Origin of the sequence: Sorangium sp. So ce185 (genome assembly GCF_051526825.1) — a bacterium.
Taxonomy (GTDB): Bacteria; Myxococcota_A; Polyangia; order Polyangiales; family Polyangiaceae; genus Sorangium; species Sorangium cellulosum_D.
In genome coordinates, this window is sequence record NZ_CP150316.1 from 2,936,939 (window position 1) to 2,955,460 (window position 18,522).

17 protein-coding genes are annotated in these 18,522 nt (G+C 71.8%); 13 read left to right on the plus strand and 4 right to left on the minus strand.

The window, feature by feature from the left end; genetic code table 11:
• The first annotated feature begins 106 nt into the window (after window positions 1-106).
• The 7 genes from WMF26_RS10940 to rpiA all read left to right on the plus strand — a co-directional run bounded on the left by WMF26_RS10940 (window position 107) and on the right by rpiA (window position 5,227).
• Window positions 107-748 (plus strand): Fur family transcriptional regulator, encoded by a 642-nt coding sequence (locus tag WMF26_RS10940; protein ID WP_438000264.1) that lies wholly within the window; start codon window positions 107-109, stop codon window positions 746-748.
• Between the two features lie 82 nt (window positions 749-830).
• Window positions 831-1,259, plus strand: a complete 429-nt coding sequence (locus tag WMF26_RS10945) for a rubrerythrin family protein (protein WP_020734163.1) — start codon at window positions 831-833, stop codon at window positions 1,257-1,259.
• 167 nt (window positions 1,260-1,426) lie between these two features.
• Complete coding sequence (locus WMF26_RS10950; protein ID WP_438000265.1) at window positions 1,427-2,803, plus strand: hypothetical protein; 1,377 nt, start codon at window positions 1,427-1,429, stop codon at window positions 2,801-2,803.
• 37 nt (window positions 2,804-2,840) lie between these two features.
• Entirely contained in the window at window positions 2,841-3,419 is a 579-nt protein-coding gene (locus tag WMF26_RS10955) for a DUF3501 family protein (RefSeq protein WP_437946027.1), read from the plus strand.
• Between the two features lie 5 nt (window positions 3,420-3,424).
• The gene (locus tag WMF26_RS10960) at window positions 3,425-3,868 is read left to right on the plus strand and encodes an acyl-CoA thioesterase (protein ID WP_438000266.1); all 444 of its coding nucleotides are present in this window, start codon (window positions 3,425-3,427) and stop codon (window positions 3,866-3,868) included.
• On the plus strand, window positions 3,865-4,521 hold the full coding sequence (locus WMF26_RS10965) for a phospholipase D family protein (RefSeq protein WP_061622388.1): 657 nt from the start codon (window positions 3,865-3,867) through the stop codon (window positions 4,519-4,521). The genes WMF26_RS10960 and WMF26_RS10965 overlap by 4 nt, the downstream gene beginning before the upstream one ends.
• A 7-nt stretch (window positions 4,522-4,528) precedes the next feature.
• The gene (gene rpiA / locus WMF26_RS10970; RefSeq protein ID WP_063823649.1) at window positions 4,529-5,227 is read left to right on the plus strand and encodes a ribose-5-phosphate isomerase RpiA; all 699 of its coding nucleotides are present in this window, start codon (window positions 4,529-4,531) and stop codon (window positions 5,225-5,227) included.
• A gap of 183 nt (window positions 5,228-5,410) precedes the next feature.
• Here the strand turns inward: rpiA and argH are convergent, their stop codons facing one another.
• Together argH and WMF26_RS10980 are read right to left on the minus strand one after the other, a co-directional pair.
• Window positions 5,411-6,703: an argininosuccinate lyase gene (gene argH / locus WMF26_RS10975; RefSeq protein WP_438000267.1), complete on the minus strand. Its 1,293-nt coding sequence runs from the start codon at window positions 6,701-6,703 to the stop codon at window positions 5,411-5,413.
• Window positions 6,704-7,669 carry a hypothetical protein gene (locus WMF26_RS10980; protein ID WP_437337079.1) on the minus strand — a complete coding sequence of 322 codons (966 nt, stop codon included), beginning with the start codon at window positions 7,667-7,669 and terminating at the stop codon, window positions 6,704-6,706.
• A 173-nt stretch (window positions 7,670-7,842) separates the two neighbouring features.
• On the opposite strand from WMF26_RS10980, the gene fni reads away from it, so the two are divergent.
• From fni to WMF26_RS10995, 3 genes are all read left to right on the plus strand, one after another.
• Window positions 7,843-8,922, plus strand: a complete 1,080-nt coding sequence (gene fni, locus WMF26_RS10985; RefSeq protein WP_061622392.1) for a type 2 isopentenyl-diphosphate Delta-isomerase — start codon at window positions 7,843-7,845, stop codon at window positions 8,920-8,922.
• A 214-nt stretch (window positions 8,923-9,136) separates the two neighbouring features.
• Complete coding sequence (locus WMF26_RS10990; protein WP_061622393.1) at window positions 9,137-9,982, plus strand: GAF domain-containing protein; 846 nt, start codon at window positions 9,137-9,139, stop codon at window positions 9,980-9,982.
• Between the two features lie 2 nt (window positions 9,983-9,984).
• Window positions 9,985-10,362, plus strand: coding sequence for a response regulator (locus WMF26_RS10995; RefSeq protein ID WP_012234398.1), 378 nt, complete (start codon window positions 9,985-9,987; stop codon window positions 10,360-10,362).
• A gap of 150 nt (window positions 10,363-10,512) precedes the next feature.
• Here WMF26_RS10995 and WMF26_RS11000 read toward each other — a convergent pair whose 3' ends face one another.
• Window positions 10,513-11,445, minus strand: coding sequence for a GGDEF domain-containing protein (locus WMF26_RS11000; RefSeq protein WP_020734173.1), 933 nt, complete (start codon window positions 11,443-11,445; stop codon window positions 10,513-10,515).
• 171 nt (window positions 11,446-11,616) lie between these two features.
• A complete protein-coding gene (locus tag WMF26_RS11005) occupies window positions 11,617-12,345 on the minus strand; it encodes a metallophosphoesterase family protein (protein ID WP_437946031.1) in 729 nt (242 codons plus the stop codon).
• A gap of 125 nt (window positions 12,346-12,470) precedes the next feature.
• Here WMF26_RS11005 and glnE point away from each other — a divergent pair, with 125 nt between their 5' ends.
• The 3 genes from glnE (at window position 12,471) to WMF26_RS11020 (ending at window position 18,070) form a co-directional block, all read left to right on the plus strand.
• The gene (gene glnE / locus WMF26_RS11010) at window positions 12,471-15,623 is read left to right on the plus strand and encodes a bifunctional [glutamate--ammonia ligase]-adenylyl-L-tyrosine phosphorylase/[glutamate--ammonia-ligase] adenylyltransferase (protein WP_438000268.1); all 3,153 of its coding nucleotides are present in this window, start codon (window positions 12,471-12,473) and stop codon (window positions 15,621-15,623) included.
• 56 nt (window positions 15,624-15,679) lie between these two features.
• Window positions 15,680-16,222 carry a hypothetical protein gene (locus tag WMF26_RS11015; RefSeq protein ID WP_437946033.1) on the plus strand — a complete coding sequence of 181 codons (543 nt, stop codon included), beginning with the start codon at window positions 15,680-15,682 and terminating at the stop codon, window positions 16,220-16,222.
• A gap of 408 nt (window positions 16,223-16,630) precedes the next feature.
• Window positions 16,631-18,070 (plus strand): carboxypeptidase regulatory-like domain-containing protein, encoded by a 1,440-nt coding sequence (locus WMF26_RS11020; RefSeq protein WP_438000269.1) that lies wholly within the window; start codon window positions 16,631-16,633, stop codon window positions 18,068-18,070.
• Window positions 18,071-18,522 lie beyond the last annotated feature (452 nt).

Sequence of the window (18,522 nt, forward strand, 5' to 3'; positions counted from 1 at the left end):
AGCCTGGACGCGGCAGATCTGCCTGATCCGACCCGGATTTGCCAGGCTCATCTGCCGTGATTGTTAGGACTTGCAACTGAGAAACTTTCTAAGTATCACTCTCGCCGTGGCCGCCTCGCGAACACCTGCCGCCAAGGGGCCTACGCCCCGCGACGCCCAGGGGCGCGGGGTCGCCTTCGATCGCGAGGGGATCGAGGAGGATGCGCGGGTCGCGTCGATGCTCGCCTGCGTGCGCTCCTCGGGGCTCAAGCTGACGCCGCAGCGCCTGGCGATCGTGCGCGAGCTCGCGGCCGATCCGACGCACCCGACCGCGCAGGAGCTGTTCGAGCGGCTCCGGCCGGCGCTGCCGACGATGAGCTTCGCCACCGTCTACAACACGCTGGACGCGCTGGCGTCGGCGGGGCTGTGCGTGGCGCTGTCGCTGTCGCCCGGCGCCTCGCGCTTCGATCCGAACATGGCGGCGCACCATCACGCGGTCTGCGACCGCTGCGGGCTCGTCCGCGACGTGCCGTGCGAGCCCTCGGGCGAGCGCTCGGACGAGGTCGCGCCCGCGCCGCTCGCGGCCGCGCCCGGCTTCGAGATCCGCGCCGTGGAGCGGATCTACCGGGGGCTCTGCGCGGCCTGCGCGAAGGCCGGCCAGGAAGACGAGGGCGCGCAGGCAGCCGGGCGCGACGCCGGGCGCAGCGAGGAACACAGTCGACTCCGCCCCGCAGGGGCTCGAGGGGCGCGGCGCCCCGAACGTGGCTAGCGGAGCCTCCGCGCCGCCGAGCTGACCTGCGCGGCACCAGGGATCCATCGTCCCAGCCGTTCAACCAAGGAGAGCGAACACCATGACCACCAAGCAGCTTACGGGCACGAAGACGCACCAGAACCTGAAGGACGCGTTCGCCGGGGAGTCGCAGGCCAACCGCCGCTACCTGTACTTCGCAAAGGTCGCCGACGTCGAAGGTCGCCCCGACGTCGCGGGTCTCTTCAAGGACACGGCGGACGGCGAGACGGGCCACGCGCACGGCCACCTCGACTACCTCCGGCAGGCCGGCGACCCGGCGACGGGCCTGCCGATCGGCAGCACGGAGAAGAACCTGAAGGCCGCCGTCGCCGGCGAGACCCACGAGTACGAGACGATGTACCCGGGCTTCGCGAAGGAGGCCCGCGAGGAGGGCTTCGACGACATCGCCGAGTGGTTCGAGACGCTCGCCAAGGCCGAGAAGTCGCACGCCGGGCGCTTCCAGAAGGCGCTGCAGTCGCTCGACTTCTGATCTCGACCGATGCGTGAGCGCGAGCGCCCCGGATCGCGCCGAGCCGCCGGCGGCTCGACCCGGGGCGCGCGCGCCGTCGCTGCCAGCGCGGCCCGCCCGGCGCCGCGCCGCGCAGCCAGCCGCCCCTTCGCCCCGTACTCCCAAAGGATGTTGAGAGGAACCGACCCGTGAGCGTCATTCGGCGTGCACCAGACCGTCCGCCGGCGACATCGCCGAACGACGAGCGATATCTCGATCCCCGCGACCTCGAGGCCGAGCTGCGGCGGACGTTCCAGATCTGTCACGAGTGCCGCATGTGCGTCGGGTACTGCGGCTCGTTCCCCGAGCTCTTCGCCCGCGTCGACAGGGACATCGAGGCCGGCGTCGCCGAGGGCGCCGAGGCCCTCACCTACGACGACTTCAAGGCCATCGGCGACGAGTGCTGGCAGTGCAAGCTCTGTTACATCAAGTGCCCGTACACCGCCGACGAGCACGCCTACGAGCTCCTGGACTACCCGCGCGTGCTCGCGCGCGAGCGCGCGATGCGCGCCCAGCGGGAGGGCATCCCGCTGGTGGACAGGATCCTCGGCGAGCCGCAGCTGATCGGCGCGCTCGGCTCTGGCCCCGCCGCGCCGCTCGCGAACCTCGTGCAGGCGAGCCGCCTGCTGCGCAAGGTGCAGGAGAAGGTGACGGGGATCTCGTCGGAGTTCCCGCTCCCGGAGATGGCGCGCAAGCCGTTCTCGTCGTGGTTCGCGGAGCACGGCGCCGCGGCGGACGCCGGCAAGCAAGGCTCCGTCGTCCTCTTCGCGACCTGCTACGGCGAGTACAACACGCCCGGGGTCCCCGAGGCCGCGGTCCGCGTGCTCGAGCACAACGGCTACGCGGTGCACGTGCCCGGCTGCGCCGCCCCGGACGAGCCGCAGGACGCCCCGACGGACGCGCTGACGTGCTGCGGGATGCCGAACCTCGACGGCGGCGATCTCGAGGCGTTCACCGCGAAGGTGAAGCAGAACGTCGCGCTGCTGCTCCCGCACGTCCGCAGGGGCAGGAAGATCGTCGTGGTCGGCCCGACGTGCGGCTACACGATGAAGAAGGAGTGGCCCGAATACCTGCAGACGGCGGAGGCGCGCGAGGTCGCGGCCGCGACGGTCGACATGATGGAGTTCCTCGTCCAGCTCGGGCGCGAGAAGAAGCTCAACCGCGAGTTCAAGCGGGGGCTCGGCACGATCGCGTACCACGCCGCGTGCCACCTGCGCGCCCAGAAGATCGGCTTCCCCGGCGCCAGGGTGCTCGGCGTCGTGCCCGACACCGAGGTGCGCGTCGTCGAGCAGTGCTCGGCCGTGGACGGCACCTGGGGGATGAAGGCGGCGCACTACGAGACCGGCCGCAAGTACGCGTCGAAGCTCGTGCGCGGCGTCGCGGGCGCGGACGTCATCGTCAGCGACTGCACGCTCGCCGGCCTCAGGATGGTCAAGGAGAACGGCGCGAAGGTGCTGCACCCGGTGGAGGCGCTCGCCCACGCGTACGGGCTCGGGCCGACGTCGTACATCGAGCCGAAGTCGTGAGGGAGACGTGAGCGAGACGTCGAAGAGAGGAGCCGTCATGCGTCCCATCGATCGCAACGAGGTGCTCGGGATCGGCGAATACGAGGCGATCCGGGAGCGATTCCGCAACCGCATCATCGAGGAGAAGCGGCCCCGCCGCGTGCGGATCGGAGACCACCTGACCGCCGTGTTCGAGAACCGCGACTCGGTGCTGTTCCAGATCCAGGAGATGCTCCGCACCGAGCGCATCACGAGCGAGAGCGGCATCCTCCACGAGATCGAGACGTACAACGATCTCATCCCGGGGGAGGGGCAGCTCAGCCTGACGCTCTTCGTCGAGATCCCCGACCGGGCGCTGCGCGACCAGATGCTCGTCGATCTGGTCGGGCTCGAGGACACCGTGTCGGTCGAGGTCGACGGCGTCGCCGCCAAGGCGCGCGGCAAGCGCGACGCGTCGGTCCTGGAGGACCGCACGACGGCGGTGCACTACCTCAAGGTGGATCTCCCGGCCGAGGCGCAGGCCGCGATCAAGGCCAAGAAGGCGGCGGTCTCGATCGTCGTCGCGCACCCGCGGTACTCCGTGAAGGCGCCGCTCGGGAGGGCGACCCTGGAGAAGCTCGCCGAGGACCTCTCCTAGCCGCGATGGTCTCCCTCGATCGCCCGATCAAGTTCGAGGACGTCGACGCCGCGAACATCGTCTTCTTCGCGCGCTTCCTCAGCTACGCGCACGAGGCGATGGAGCGGTTCTTCGCGCCGCTCGAGGGAGGCTACGCACGGCTCATCCTCGAGCGGCGGATCGGGCTGCCGGCGGTGCGGGTCGAGGCCGACTACGCGGCGCCGGCGCGTTACGGCGAGACGCTCCGGATCGAGACCTCGGTCGTCCATCTCGGCAGGCGGAGCGCCACGTTCCGGTACCGCATGGTCCGCGCTCACGACGGCGTGCTGTCGGCCGAGCTCCGGCACACGGTGGTGACCGCCGATCTCGTGCAGCTGGTCTCGGTCCCGATGCCGGACGACGTCCGGGCCTTGTTCAGGGCCCACCTCGAGAGCGAGCAGGCGCCCGCCGGCGCCGGTCAACGGGCGTGAGCGCGCGGCCGGCGCGCCCCCGCGCGCGGGCGCGCAACGTGGAGGCGACGCCGCGGACCCAGCTCAAGCGGCGCGTCGAGCTGACGCTCCTCCGCGACAGGGCCCACTACGACGCGCTCGTGATGGGCGCGGTCGCGAACGCGCGCGTCTCGGTGTGGATCGCGACGGCCAACGTGAAGGAGCTGCGCGTCGAGGCGCCCATCGGGTCGAGGGCGCGGGCGCGCGGCCGGTACATGTCGTTCCTCGACCTGCTCGACGCGCTCGCCGCCCGCGGGGTCGAGCTGCGCCTGCTGCACGCCGGCGTCCCGTCGCGCGCCTTCCGCGCCGAGCTCCGCCGCCGGCCCCGGCCGCCGATCGAGATGCGGCGCTGCCCGCGGGTCCACCTGAAGATGATCGCCGTCGACGGCGCGCTCCTGTACCTCGGCTCCGCGAACCTCACCGGCGCCGGGCTCGGGGCGAAGGGCGAGGGGCGGCGGAACTTCGAGGCGGGCGTGCTCACGGACGACGACCTCCTGCTCGACGAGATGCAGGCGACGTTCGAGGCCATCTGGACGGGCGCCGAGTGCAAAGGCTGCCGGCTCCGGCCGCTTTGCCCCGCGCCGCTCGACGAGCTCGAAAAATCCCGTTGCGCTAGCGGCCGCGATGACCGATGAGCAGCGCATGAACATCGCGGCGCTGGACCCTGCCGATCTGGATCGTGTCGCTGTCGCTGCGCTCGCGCACATCGACAGCGGGATGTTGCTCGGGCTCGGCTCCGGGCGCACGTCCGAGGCGTTCATCCGGCGCCTCGGGGAGCGCGTCCGCGGCGGCCTCCAGATCCAGGGCGTCGCCACGTCGGAGCGCTCGGCGGCGCTCGCCCGCCGCGAGAACATCCCGATCCTGCCGTTCGAGGAGGTCGAGCGCCTCGACGTCGCCGTCGACGGCGCCGACGAGGTGGCGCCCGATCTCGGCCTCATCAAGGGCCTCGGCGGCGCGCTCCTCCGCGAGCGCGTGGTGGCCTACGAGGCCGCGCGCTTCATCATCCTCGTGACCCCCGAGAAGCTCGTCGAGAAGCTCGGCTCACGCGTCCCCGTCCCGATCGAGGTGGTGCCCTTCGCGAGCGCGTCGGCCGCGCGGCACCTGGCGGCGCTCGGGGGCAAACCGGCGATCCGCAAGAACGCGGACGGGTATCCCTTCCAGACCGACAACCACAACTGGATCCTCGACACGGCGTTCGGCCCGATCGACGCCCCGGCGGCGCTCGACGCGCGCATCCGCAAGATCCCTGGGGTCATGGACACGGGCCTGTTCCTCGACATGGCGACGCTCGTGCTGGTGGCCGAGGCGGGCGCGGTCCGCGAGCTCCGCCGGCAGCGCTAGCTCGTCGGCAGCGCCGGGCAGCCCTGCGACATCGCCCGCGCACCGCGGGCGCGGGCTCGTGATGGAGGCGGCGCTAGAGCACCGATTGATCAACCGGCAAGACGCCAAGAGAGGATTCTCTTCTTTGCGTCTTGCCGGTTCAAAATTCTGCGCTTTTCAGGCAGATTCAACCCGTTTGTCGCTCTAGCGCGCGTTCCGTTCCAGCCTGCGGGCCAGGTCGTCCAGCGCGAGGTTGCCCGGGGCGCCGAGCGACACGCGCGCGCGGAGGCTCGCCGCCGCGTCGCCGGCGGGGAGCGCCGCGATCTCGGCCGCGACCTTCCGGTAGGCCTCGCGGAACGGGACGCCCTGCACGGCGAGCTCGACGGCGCGATCGGTCGCGAAGCACTCGGGCGTGATCGCCCGGGCCATGCGTTCGCGATCGAACGCGAGCCCGTCGACGAGCCGCGGCAAGAGGCGTGAGGTCGCGAGCGCCTCGTCGAGGCCGCGCATCGTGGGGCCCTTCGTGAGCTGCAGATCGCGGTGGTAGCCGGACGGGAGCGCCACGAGCGACTGCACCTCGGCGAGCGCCCCCTGCACGACGGAGCACGCCGCGCGCATGAGCTCGACCACGTCGGGGTTGCGCTTCTGCGGCATGATCGAGGAGCCGGTGGTGAACGCCTCCGGGAGCCGGATGAACGCGAGCTCGCTCATCGCGAACAGGCTGAGATCCCACGCGAGCCGGCGGCTCACGGCGACGACCTGCCACGCGGCCGCGAGGATCTGCGCCTCGATGATGCCCCGCGACGTCTGGGAGGCCAGCGGGTTCAGGGCCACGCCGGCGAACCCGAGCTCGCGCGCGACGCCGACGCGATCGAGCGGCAGGTTCACGCCGAAGCCGGCGGCGCCGCCGAGCGGGCACCGGTCGACGAGCGCCCGCGTCGCGCGGACGACGTCGACCGCGTCGGCGAGCCCCTCGACGAACGAGGCGGCCCAGTAACCGACGGACGACGGCACCGCCCGCTGCAGGTGCGTGTAGCCGGGCATCGGCGTGTCCGCCTCGCGCCGGGCGAGATCGAGCAGCGCGCGGGCGCCGGCCGTCGCGTGCTCGGCGAGCTCGTCCAGGGCGTCGCGCTCGTAGAGGCGCATCGCGACGAGCACCTGGTCGTTGCGGCTCCGGCCGGTGTGCACCTTCTTGCCCGCGTCGCCGATGCGGGCCACCAGCGCCGCCTCGATCGCGCTGTGGCCGTCCTCGTCGTCCTCGGTGAGCCGCAGCTCGCCGGCCTCGTTCTGCGCCGTCAGCGCCTCGAGCTCGCGGACGAGCGCGTCGCGCTCCGCCTCGCTGAGCACGCCGATCCGCTCGAGCCCGCGGACGTGCGCGATCGTGGCCCGCAGGTCGTAGGCGAGCAGGCGCTGGTCGAGCTGCCAGTCGTCGCGCGAGGTGTACCGCAGCATTTGGGCGTCGGTCGCGCCCCCTTTGTCCCAGAGTCGTACGCTCATTCAGCTCCCTAGGCTCTCGTCCACGAGAGCACGGATCTCCGCAAGCTTCTTCGCCTTGCCCTCATCCAACGATCGCGGCTTCGCCGCGCCGGCCGCCGGCGCGAGCTCTCGCTCGAGCTCGCGCAGCTCGTCCTCCGCCGTCCGCGCCGGCCGGCGCTTGCCGAGGCCGAGCGCGCGGGCCAGCCAGCTCCTCGACTCGCCGATCGCGTAGTCGTCCGCGGCGATCCGATCCGGGGCGGCGCGCAGCATGCGGACGAGCGCGATGTTGGAGCTCGCCCAGACCGCCGACTCGTCGAAGTGGGCGCGCGGCGTCACGTCGAGGTGCCGCGCGGCGGTCCGGTCGGGCACCTCGTGCATCCGGCAGTAGACGGCGAGCGCGAGCGCGAGCTCGTCGACCGGCATCTTCGTCGCCGAGTGCACCTGCACGCCGCCGCAGCCCTTCGCGTACAGGTACGAGCCGTTCGTCACGAGGACGCCGAAGCCGAGCAGCACGGCGGCGAGATCCACGGCGGGATCGCGGTCCGGCGGCACGAGCGCCTCGAAGGCGCCGGCCTCGCTCAGGAACATGAACGACACGGCGCGCACGAACGCCGTGGTGAGCACCGTCGGGTTGCGGAGCTCGCCCGCGGAGAGGGCGACCCGGTAGCCGCCGTCGTCGCGCCGGGCGACCCGCTCGAGCTTCGTGTCGAGCGCCATCCCGCCGCACGCGCCGCTCGAGCAGCTCACGGTGCTGGCCTGCCCCTCCGGCGTGACCACCGCCAGCTCCACCGGCAGATCCTGGAGCCCCGCGTGCTCTTGCACCCGCAGCATCAGGGCGGCCACCGTCTTCGGCGAGCCGTCGTAGGGGTCGGGGAAGAACTCGGCCGTCGGCTGCACCAGCCCGCGCACCGGCTCGGCGCCGTGCTGGAGGAGCGTGGAGGATGTGCGAAGGATCCAGCGGATTTGCGATTCGTCCGGGAGGTCCATACGGCTACTTTATGCCACGGCTGGGCGCCGGTCGCGCGGTCGCTGCAACAGGGGCGGGGGCCGGCGCCCGCGGCCTGCGCCGGTGCGAAGCTCCAGACGCGATTTTTGTCGATTTTTTGTCCATGCCACTTCCTTTTCGACGGCGGTCAGCGACCGCGTAAAGTTGTGCTCCCATGACGGAAGAGGCGAAGGACATCTCCGAGAGGAAAGCGGACCACATCGAGCTCTGCGCGACGGGGGATGTCGGGTTTCGGGCCAAGACCACGCTCCTCGAGCAGGTCGAGCTGATCCACGACGCGCTGCCAGAGCTCTCCCTCGACGCGATCGACACCTCGGTGCTGCTGCTCGGCAAGCGGCTCCGCGCGCCGCTCCTCATCGCGGCCATGACCGGCGGGACCGAGCGCGCGCAGGCGATCAACCGGGAGCTGTCGCAGATCGCCGAGGAGCGCGGGTACGGCTTCGGCCTCGGGAGCCAGCGGGCGATGCTCAACGGCGACGCCTCCGCCTCGTACGAGGTCCGCGAGCGCGCCCCGACGACCCTCGTCCTCGGGAACATCGGCGCCGTGCAGGCGCGGTCGCTGTCGACCGAGGCGGTCGCCGAGCTCGTGGCGCAGGTCGGCGCCGACGCGCTCTGCATCCACATGAACCCCGCGATGGAGCTGGTCCAGCCGGGCGGCGATCGCGACTTCGCCGGCGCCCTGGAGGCGATGAGCCGGCTGGCGAACGGCCTCAGCGTGCCGGTCGTCGCGAAGGAGACCGGCTGCGGGATCGGCCCGGGGACCGCCTACCGGTTGATCCGGGCCGGCGTCCGGAACATCGACGTCTCCGGCGCCGGGGGCACGTCGTGGGTCGCGGTCGAGACGGAGCGCGCCAGCGGCGCGGCCCGCTCCCTCGGGCAGGCCCTGCGCGAGTGGGGCGTCCCGACGGCCGCCTCGGTGCTCATTGCCCGCACCATCCGTCCCCGCTTCAAGACGATCATCGCGACCGGGGGCATCACCAGCGGCCTTGACATCGCGCGGGCGGTCGCGCTCGGCGCGCATGCGGCTGGGATCGCGCGTCCGGTGCTGCAGGCCTTCGTCTCGGGGGGACGGGAGGCCGCGGTGCGGTACCTGGAGAACATCGAGGCGGAGCTCCGGGCGGTCATGCTGCTCGTCGGGGCGCGCGACATCGCGTCGCTCCGGAAGACGCCTGTGCTGCTCGGCCGGGAGCTGCGCCAGTGGACCAAGTTGCTGAAGCAGATGGAGAAGGCGTAGTCGTGGAGGCGGGGGTGGGCGGGCCGGGCGGGCGGGGGTCCGGTCTCCGAGGTAGGGCGAGCGCGCCCGAGCCGACGTCATCGATGGCGGCCGTGACGGCCGCCCCCTGGGAGACGGGGGCGGATCCGGGCGTCGCCGGCGGCCCGCGCTCGACGCTTCCGTCCGGTCAGCCCCGCATGATACGGTCCGAAGCTCTGGAGAACCCCGGGATAAAATGACGGAGAAAAAAGGGCGTCCGAGCGATCGTCCCCCCGAGGACCTGAAGAAGGAGCGTGATGCCTTCATTCAGCAGTTCTTCCGCAAGGGGGCGCAGCTGACCGAGGAGCTCCTCCGCGAGAACGAGCGCCTTCGTGACAAGATCACCGAGCTCGAATCGGAGAACGGCAAGCTGCGCGCGCACCTCGCGAGCGACTCGGCCATCCGCGACCTGCTCCGCAAGATCGAGGAGCTCGAGCAGGAGAAGCGCGATCTCGTGACGCAGTCGGTGCGGATGGTGGCGGCGTCAGACCGCTTCAACAGCCGCTACTCGGAGGCGGAGGGCGAGCTCGCGAACCTGGCGAACCTGTACGTCGCGCTCTCGCAGCTGCACGCAGCGCGCAACGTGCGCCATGTCCTCCGCAACCTGAAGGAGCTCCTGGCGCAGTTCCTCGGGGCGGGCGCCTTCTCCGTGTACCTGGCGTCCCCCGATGGTAAGGAGCTCGTCGCGATCGCGAGCGAAGGCGTCGCCGTCGAGGAGATCGCGCGCATGCCGGTGACCGAAGGCGTCGTCGGCCAGGCATTCTCGAAGGGGGAAATCTTCTTCGACGAGACCAAGGACGTCTCCAAGGGGAGCATCGAGGATCCGGCGGCAGTGATCCCGCTCGACTTCAACGGGCGCACCGTGGGTGTCATCGCGATCTTCAGCACGCTCCCGCAAAAGACGGAGTTCGTGAACGTGGACACCGAGCTCTTCAAGCTCCTCGGGGCCCAGGCCGCCCCCGCCCTCATCAACGCGCGGCTCTTCACCGACGCCGGCCGGAAGGTGCCCGGCGTCCAGGCATTCCTGGACCTGGAGGACTGATCATGGCCGAGTACTCGTGTCTGATCGTTGAAGACTCGCCCATGATGCGGCAGCTCTTGGTCTTCGCGCTTGCGCGCGTGAAGAACCTCCGCGTCACCGAGGCGGATGATGGCGTCGACGGTCTCCGCAAGCTCGCCTCGACCAAGTACGACGTGATCATCACCGACATCAACATGCCCATCATGGACGGGCTCAAGCTCGTGAAGCGCGTGCGCACCGATCCGGTCCACAAGGACACCCCGATCATCATCATCACCACCGAGGGGTCGCAGGAGGATCGCCAGCGCGCGCTGCAGCTCGGCGCGAACGCGTACATCACGAAGCCCATCCAGGCGCCGCAGGTCATCGCCAAGGTCAAGGAGCTCCTCAAGATCGACTGAGGCGCGGGGGCGGCGCCGCGCGCCGGTGCCGCGACGCGCGCTCGCGGACGCGCGGCTGCCGCGGCGCTCGCGCGTGGCCGCCGAGGCGCGGCTGCCACGGCGCCCGTCGCGGCCGCGCCGGCTGACCCGCCGCGCGCCCCTCGCCCGGGCCTACGGCTTCGGGCCGAACTTCAGGAGCACGCGGTTGCGGCCGGTGCGCTTCGCCTCGTAGAGCGCCTCGTCGGCCGCCGCGATGAGCTGGAGCCCGGTCTGCACCGGGACCACGGGGTGCGCCGCCACGCCGACGCTGATCGTCGTCGGCACGCGGACGCCCTCGTGCTCGAAGACCGACCCCTCGATGAGCAGGCGCAGCCGCTCGCCGAGGATGCCCGCGTTCTCGAGCGCCACGCCGCGGCACAGGATGCCGAACTCCTCGCCGCCGTAGCGCGCGAACACGTCCTCGGTCCGCACCGTGTTGCTCGCGATCTTGGCGATCCGCGCAAGGACGTAGTCGCCGGCGAGGTGCCCGAACGTGTCGTTGATCCGCTTGAAGTGATCGACGTCGAACATGAGCAGCGACAGGTGCGCGCTGTGCCGCCGGGCATAGGAGACCTCGGTCTCGAGCCGATCCAGGAAGTACTTCTTGTTGAACGCCTTCGTGAGCGCGTCGCGCAGCGCGGCGTCGTACATCTGCTGCTGAAACGACTCGTCCAGGTGGTCGTGGTAGGTGAACTTGAGGATCGTCGTCGAGCCCAGGCGGATCTTGTCGCCGTCGTGCAGGGCGACGCGCGTCACCTGCTCGCCGTTCACCAGCGTCCCGTTGGAGCTGTTGAGATCCTCGATCAGCACCTGGCTGTCCATCTGGAGCAGGCGGGCGTGGCGCCGCGAGATGCCGTCGTCGTTCAGCCGGATCGTCGCCCCGGAGGCCCTGCCGATCACGATCTCGGCGCCCTCGACCCGGTACATCTCGCCGACGTTCGAGCCGGCGAGCACGATGAGGTAGGCGCGATCCTTCGGCGAGCGCGCCGGGAGCTCCTTCTGGAGTTCCCCAACGTTGGCCACCCGCGTGGCCTCGAAATCATCGTCGGGGGAGTAGCTGCCCATGCTCCCCGAGGATGATCCTAAATCCTTGATATAGGTTCAAGCGGGAGGGCATGGCGCGCGCGCTGTTCCTCGCCTGGTACGATGGGTGACGAGCGCCGCGCGTGCCTCGCGCAGTGTCGCGTGGCTCCGGGGCGCTCGGGGCGCGCCCGTCGCTCCTGCGCCCCGGCGCGCTCAGGCCGCCCTACCGAGCGGCACCACGACCTGCTCGACCCAGAGCTCGCCCGCCCGGAGCTCGATGAACGTCGCGTCGGCGTGCCCCGCCCCGTAGGAGACAGGCCCGCTGCGCACAAGCTCGCTGGCAGGGCGCCCACCGACGCGCACCCGGTCGACCTCGCCCCGCATCGAGCACGGCGCCTCGCCCACCGAGCCGACGTTGATGATGCGCACGCCCCCCACCATCCGGTCGAACGGGACGTGGGAGCCACCACAGATCACGACATCCGCCGGATCGTCGCCGAGGAGCGAGAGCACCTCCTCGTCCGTCATGTCGTGCGAGATCGGCTCCATCGGGTCCGCAGGGGAGCCGTGGACCAGGACGAGCTCGCCGCCGTCCTCGAGCGGCAGCCGGTACGTCGGGGCGAGACGCGCCAGCCGGGCCAGGATCAGCTCGCCGAGCTCGGTGCGCGTCTGGGCCAGGCGATCGAGCCGCGCCCGCTCGTGCTCGCTCCGTGGCCTGACCTTCTCGATGTCCAGCGTCGCCAGGGCGCGATCCGATACGCCCTGTACGCAAACCGCCTTGGCCTGCGTCAGCCGGCGCCACGTCTCGAGCGGCTTCGGGCCGGGAAAGCAGAGATCTCCGGCGACCAGGAGCTGGGTGTAGCCTCGGCGCTCCGCGGTGGCCAGGACCGCCGCGAGCGCGTCGGCGTGGCCGTGGATATCCGAAACGCAGAGCAATCGCACCCGGCGAGCATAGGATCGGAGGGCGACGTCGCCAAGGCGCGAGGTGAAGGCTCTGGGCGATAAACTGGCGGTCGGGCGCTGCGGAACCGGCGTTCGCGACGCCAGGGTCTTGCTAGCCTCCCGCCATGCAACAGGTCTCGAGGCTCCTGGAGATCGCGAACGCGATCGACGAGCAACGCGTGAAGGAACGCGCTGCGCGGCTGTCGCCCCGCTTGCCGCCGGGGACGATGGCCTTCGCCATCGCTGCGCTCCTCACGGCCGCCTACCCCGCGATCGGCGCGACCATCGAGGCAAATCCGGACATCGCGGAGCGGCTCGCGGCGGAGGGGCACCAGACGGCCCGCGATCGCGCCACGTACCTGTCGCGGATCCGCGGCCGCGTCGGCGACGTCTCCGACGCCGATCGCGTGCGGCGGGAGCTCCGGCGCGTGGCGCGCGAGGAGCGGATCCGCATCGCGCTGCGCGAGCTGCTCCCGCCGTCGGCGGGGGGCGCGGACATCGACGTCACGGCGCGCGAGCTCACCGCCCTCGCCGAGGCCACGATCGAGGTCGCGCTCGCCGAGGCGATCTCGGCCGTGACCGCGCGGTTCGGCGAGCCGCGCACCGCGACCGGCGCGCGGTCGAAGTTCGTCGTCCTCGGCATGGGGAAGCTCGGCGGCGAGGAGCTCAACGCGGGCTCCGACGTGGACCTGATCTACCTCTACGACACCGACGAAGGGCAGGTGGGCCCCTCCGGCGACCGCGCCGTGTCGGTCACCCTGCACGACTTCTGGACCCGCGTCGCGCGCCGGCTCACGGCGACGCTCGAGGAGGTCACGGAGGACGGGTTCGTGTGGCGCGTGGATCTCCGGCTCCGCCCCGAGGGGCGGAGCGGCCCGCTCGTCAACTCGCTGGCCGCCGCCGAGCGCTACTACGAGTCGTTCGGCCGGCTCTGGGAGCGCGCCGCGCTGCTCCGCGCCCGCGAGATCGCCGGCGATCTCGACTTCGGCGCCGAGGCGCTCGGCGTGCTCGGCCCGTTCGTGTGGCGGCGCCGGGTCGATCCGCAGCTCGCCGTCGACATGATCGAGCTCGTCGAGCGCGCCCGCGCGGAGCTCTCGCACGACGCGTCGCGCGACCTGAAGCTCGGCCCCGGCGGGATCCGCGAGGCGGAGTTCTTCGTGCAAGCCCTGCAGCTCATCTGGGGAGGGCGCGAGCCGCGGGCGCGCGCGCAGGGCATGCTCGACGGCCTGCGGCGCCTGCGCGCGCTCGGGTACGTGACCGACCGGGAAGGGCGGGAGCTCGTGGAGGGGTACCTCGCGCTCCGGCGCGCGGAGCACGCCGTCCAGTCGGCGACCGGCGTGCAGACGCACCTGCTCCCCGACAGCGAGGCGGAGATGGAGCGCCTCGCCCGGACGCTGCGCTTCGAGGACGCCGCGGCGTTCCTCGCCGACACCGAGCAGCGCCGGAGCCGGATCAAGGCCCGGCTCCTGTCGCTCCTGCCGAAGGGGAGCACCAGGCCGTCGCGGTGGATCGAGGCGATGGCCGCGCTCGACCGCGGCGATCGCGACGCCTTCGCCGACGCGCTCGCGAAGCACGCGGTGCTCGTCCTCGGCGGCGCCGGGGGAGAGCCGGAGGCCGCCGAGCTCGCCGCGTCGGCCGCCGGCGCGCCCCCGGAGCCGGGCGCGAGCGCCTCGCTGACCGCGCGGTTCCGCGACGTCGCCGACGACCTCTACGAGCTCTCGCGCCACCCCGACGGCCTGCTCGGCGCGCGCAGCCGCGAGGCGTCGTCGTCGCTCGCGGAGACGCTGCTCGCCGCGGTCATCGACGCCGCCGATCCGGAGCAGGCCGCGCGCTTCCTCCGGCTGTGCTTCTCCCGCATCAGGCACTCCGCCGTCTACGCGCGCATGCTCGGCGACGACCCGCGCGCGCTCCGCCGGCTGGTCGAGGCGCTCGGGTCGAGCGCGTTCATCGGCGACGCGATGGTCAGGTACCCCGAGCTCGTCGACGTCGTGCTGCTCGCGCGCGGCGCGCCGAGCGCCGGCGTGATCAGGCACACGATCGAGGAGAGCCTCAGCGAGGCCGCGCCGGACGAAGATCCGGAGGAGGCGCTCATCGCCGCGCTCCGGCGCGCGAAGGCGCGCGTCACCATCGAGGTCGGCCTCGCCGATCTGAGCGGCGAGGTCGGCACGCGCGAGGCGACGCTCGCGCTCTCGGACCTGGCCGACGCGTCGCTCGAGGCCGCGACGCGCTTCGCGCTGGGGACGCCGCCCGGGGAGCCGGTGCGGGGGCTCGCCGTGATCGCGATGGGCAAGCTCGGCGGGCGCGAGATCGGCTACGGCTCGGATCTCGACGTCTTCTTCCTGTTCGATCCGACGTGCGCGCCGTCCGGCGATCAGGGGCCCGGCTCGGACCCCGGCACCTACTACGCGCGGCGCGCGCGGCAGATCATCCGGCTCATCTCGATGTCGCACGCGGCGGGCCCGGGGTACGAGCTCGACACGCGGCTGCGCCCGTCGGGCAGCCAGGGGCTGCTCGTCACGTCCCTCGACGCGTTCGCGCGCTACCACGGCATCCGCCGCGCGGACGGGGCGGCCCAGGCGCCCGCGGAGCCGGAATCGTCGCCCGGGGCGCGGCACATGCGCGCGGCGATCTGGGAGCGGCTCGCGCTGATCCGGGCGCGCGCGTCGGCCGGCGATCCGGCGCTCGGGGCGGAGGCGATCGCGATCGCGCACGAGGCCGCGTACCTCCAGGCGGACGACTTCGATCGGATGGCCGAGGAGATCCACCGGCTCCGGATGCGCATGGAGCGCGAGCTGTCGCACGAGCGCCGCGGCCGCCGCGACTTCAAGCTCGGGCGGGGCGGCCTCGCGGACATCGAGTTCGCGGTGCAGCTCCTGCAGATCCGCCACGGCGCCGATCCGCGCGTCCGGACCTCCGAGACGCTCGCCGCGATCGACGCGCTCGCCTCGGCCGGATACCTCGCGGCCGCGCACGCCGAGATCTTCCGGGACGGCCACGCGTTCCTGCGCAAGCTGGAGCAGCGGATCCGCATCGTGCACGCGGACGCCTCGCAGCTGCTCCAGGAGAACGCGCCCGGGGTCCCGCTCCTCGCGCGGCGGACGGGCATCCGGGGCCGCACCGGGGGCGAGGCCGCGAAGGAGCTGCTCGCGCGCTACGGCGCCATCACCGAGCGCGTCCGCCGCGCGTACGAGGCCATCGTCGCGCGCGGCGCGGCAGCGAGCGCGGCGAGCGGCGGCGAGGCGAGCCGCGACGAGGCGAGCGGCGACGAGGCGCGCTGACGCGCTGACGGTTGCCGTTGACCCTCGACGGGCGCGGTGGAATGCCAGGCGGCCCGATGAACACCCAGAGCGAGCAGAACGCAGGCGCGGCGGCCGGGCGCCGCCTCATCACCCAGGTGTCCTCCCTCGACAGCCTCATCGGCGCGCACCCCGACGCGCTCCGGCAGATCTACAGGGCGGGGAAGCCGGCGGATCCGGCCGAGCTCGGCGACGCGCCGCGAGGCCGCCTGCTCTCCCTGCAGCCGACCGCCGGGGTTCATCTGGCGGTGCGCCCGCTGATCAGGGCGCTCGCGTCGGACTGGATGCCCTGGAAAGGGAACGAGTTCGACCACGGGGGCAACTCCGGCACGAACCGGGTCCGCGGCAGCAAGGTGTGCCGCTTCAAGGCGCAGCTCGTGCCCTCGGAGCTCGACGGCGAGCCGACGCTCGCGCTGACCTACGGCGAGAAGGCGTTCGGCAATCCCTGGCCCGTGAGCGCGCTCAAGGACGAGCTGAGGACCCCGTCGCCCGGGCTCGCGATCGGGCCGGTGCTGCTGCAGTGGCACGAGCGGTGGCACGTCGTGCTCTGGTTCGGGCTGACGCGGGTCGATCTGCAATAACCGGCGCTCCGGTCGATCGGACCGAGAGAGCCGCCCGCGCGCGGCCTCTGCGCGGCGGCGCCGTCGCTCGCGGCGCGGTCGCGCGCAGCCGCTTTGGCGGCGCGCCCCCTCCCAAAGACCCACGCGTCGATCCTCCGCGGCATCCGGTCGCCCACCATGTCGCAGGCGCGGAGATCCGCTGTTCGATCTGTCCCACGCCGCGATGTGCGCGTCCTGCGCGGAGTCGGTAGTCAGGGGTATCAGGGCTTACCTTAATCTACTATCGCTTCATTCCTGCTCTTCGCCGGACATACTTCCCGATTTCTACGCTCTGGCCTACGATAGAGACTGGGCGGTAGCAGGGTACCTTTGCTCGCACCGCCCGGGAGGCTCGAAATGTTGACTTGGTCGGGCAGGGCGGGAGTCTTGATGGCTGCGATCGCTGTAGCGCCGGGCGTTGTCTCCGGCTGCTCCTGCGGCGATACGGGAGGCACGGCGCCCCCGGCGTCCGGCGGCGCGGGGCCTGGCGGCGCGGGCGGGGACGGCGGCGGGATCGGCACGGGCTTCGGCGGCTTCCCGGCGAATGTCGGCGGGGGCGGCCTGGGACTGGGAGGGAACGGCTCGTGCGAGGGCCTCGAGTGCCAGCAGGTCCAATGCGAGGACGGGGCGAAGACCACGGTGAGCGGCACCGTCTACGACCCTTCGGGCAAACTGCCCCTCTATAACGTGATTGTCTACGTTCCCAACGAGCCGCTCGACCCCCTCACCGACGGCGCGACCTGCGATCAATGCAGCGCGACGCTCTCGGGCTCGCCCATCGTGACGGCGCTGACCGATACGAAAGGGAGCTTCGTCCTGGAGGACGTGCCGGTCGGCGAGGACATCCCGCTCGTCGTCCAGGTGGGCAAGTGGCGGCGCGAGATCACGCTCCCAGCGGTCGAGAAATGCAAGGACACCGCGACCGAGGCGGGGACCATCCGGCTGCCGCGCAACAAGGCGGAGGGGCACATCCCCAAGATCGCCCTCACGACGGGCGGCGCCGATCCGCTCGAGTGCCTGCTGCACAAGCTCGGGATCGACGAGAGCGAGTTCACGCCGGAGACCGGGACGGGGCGCGTCCACCTGTTCGCCGGCCGCGGCGACGCGGGGCACCCCGTGACGACGCGGTTTGCGGACAGCCTCAATCAAGGCGTGGAGTTCACGTCGGCCACGAGCCTCTGGGGGACCGTCGACACCCTGCGCCAGTACGACATGGTGATCCTCGCCTGCGAGGGCGATCCCTACGCCGCGGACAAGCCGGAGACGGCGCGCCAGGCCTTGTTCGATTACACCTCGCTCGGCGGGCGCGTGTTCGCCTCCCACTGGCACAACTACTGGCTGAAGCGGGGGCCGGCTCCGTTCCCGGACACGGCGGTCTGGGACAACTTCAACGAGGACCCGGTGAGCCCCCTCACGGCGCTCGTGGACACCACGCTCCCGAAAGGGCAGGCCCTGGCGGACTGGCTCGTCAACGTCGGGGCCTCGACCGTGCCCGGCGAGATCGTGATCAACGGGGCGCAGCACACGGTGAACGACGTGGGCGACGGCATCTCGACCCGGTGGATCTATTACAACGAGCCCGAGCCGGCGGGGGTCCAGTACTTCACGTTCAACACGCCCATCGGCGTCGACGAAGATCAACAGTGCGGACGCCTGGTGTTCACAGACATCCATGTCTCCGCGGGAGACGTCACGGGCCCGCCCTTCCCGGAGGGGTGTTCCACGGACGAGCTGACCCCGCAGGAGAAGGCGCTGCTCTTCATGCTGTTCGACCTGTCGTCCTGCATCGTGCCCGACGACGAGGTGCCGCAGGTCCCCGTCCCCCACTGACGCGCTCCGGCCGACCCCGCCCGCCCGCTTCGCTCGCCGCGCTGCCCCGGAGCCCTCTGCCGGGGCCGAGCGCCGGACATCGGCGTTCTCCTGACGAGCGTCGTATCCCTCCCGAACTGCCCGCAAACGATGCTCGTCCGCGCGCGGGGGTCGGTCGCGCGTCGCCGCGCGCGCCGCGGAGCGTCGGCATGTCCTCGGGGCTCGCCGCAGCGTCCCTCCGGAGCCTCCTGCTGCGCTCCGCCGCTGACGCGCGACGCCCGCGCGCCTCGTCGCGTCGGTCTTCGCATTGCGCGCGAGCGGTCAGCGGCCCACGCTGCGAGTCACTCCGCCGCTCCGCTCTCCGCGCCGCGCAGCGACATCGATTGAGCAGAGAAAGACGGCAAGGAGAACGACAGCAGAGACAAGAGGCTGTCGCGGTGGGAAGCACCACGCATCTACGGAATGTCATCCAT

What these genes read in the sequence shown, in the direction of transcription:
- WMF26_RS10995 (WP_012234398.1), top strand. Translation starts at nt 9,985, where the DNA reads ATGGCCGAGTACTCGTGTCTGATCGTTGAAGACTCGCCCATGATGCGG.
- WMF26_RS10945 (WP_020734163.1), top strand. Translation starts at nt 831, where the DNA reads ATGACCACCAAGCAGCTTACGGGCACGAAGACGCACCAGAACCTGAAG.
- fni (WP_061622392.1), top strand. Translation starts at nt 7,843, where the DNA reads ATGACGGAAGAGGCGAAGGACATCTCCGAGAGGAAAGCGGACCACATC.
- WMF26_RS11015 (WP_437946033.1), top strand. Translation starts at nt 15,680, where the DNA reads ATGAACACCCAGAGCGAGCAGAACGCAGGCGCGGCGGCCGGGCGCCGC.
- WMF26_RS10955 (WP_437946027.1), top strand. Translation starts at nt 2,841, where the DNA reads ATGCGTCCCATCGATCGCAACGAGGTGCTCGGGATCGGCGAATACGAG.
- argH (WP_438000267.1), bottom strand. Translation starts at nt 6,703, where the DNA reads ATGAGCGTACGACTCTGGGACAAAGGGGGCGCGACCGACGCCCAAATG.
- WMF26_RS10980 (WP_437337079.1), bottom strand. Translation starts at nt 7,669, where the DNA reads ATGGACCTCCCGGACGAATCGCAAATCCGCTGGATCCTTCGCACATCC.
- glnE (WP_438000268.1), top strand. Translation starts at nt 12,471, where the DNA reads ATGCAACAGGTCTCGAGGCTCCTGGAGATCGCGAACGCGATCGACGAG.
- WMF26_RS10990 (WP_061622393.1), top strand. Translation starts at nt 9,137, where the DNA reads ATGACGGAGAAAAAAGGGCGTCCGAGCGATCGTCCCCCCGAGGACCTG.
- rpiA (WP_063823649.1), top strand. Translation starts at nt 4,529, where the DNA reads ATGAACATCGCGGCGCTGGACCCTGCCGATCTGGATCGTGTCGCTGTC.
- WMF26_RS10960 (WP_438000266.1), top strand. Translation starts at nt 3,425, where the DNA reads ATGGTCTCCCTCGATCGCCCGATCAAGTTCGAGGACGTCGACGCCGCG.
- WMF26_RS11000 (WP_020734173.1), bottom strand. Translation starts at nt 11,445, where the DNA reads ATGGGCAGCTACTCCCCCGACGATGATTTCGAGGCCACGCGGGTGGCC.
- WMF26_RS11020 (WP_438000269.1), top strand. Translation starts at nt 16,631, where the DNA reads ATGGCTGCGATCGCTGTAGCGCCGGGCGTTGTCTCCGGCTGCTCCTGC.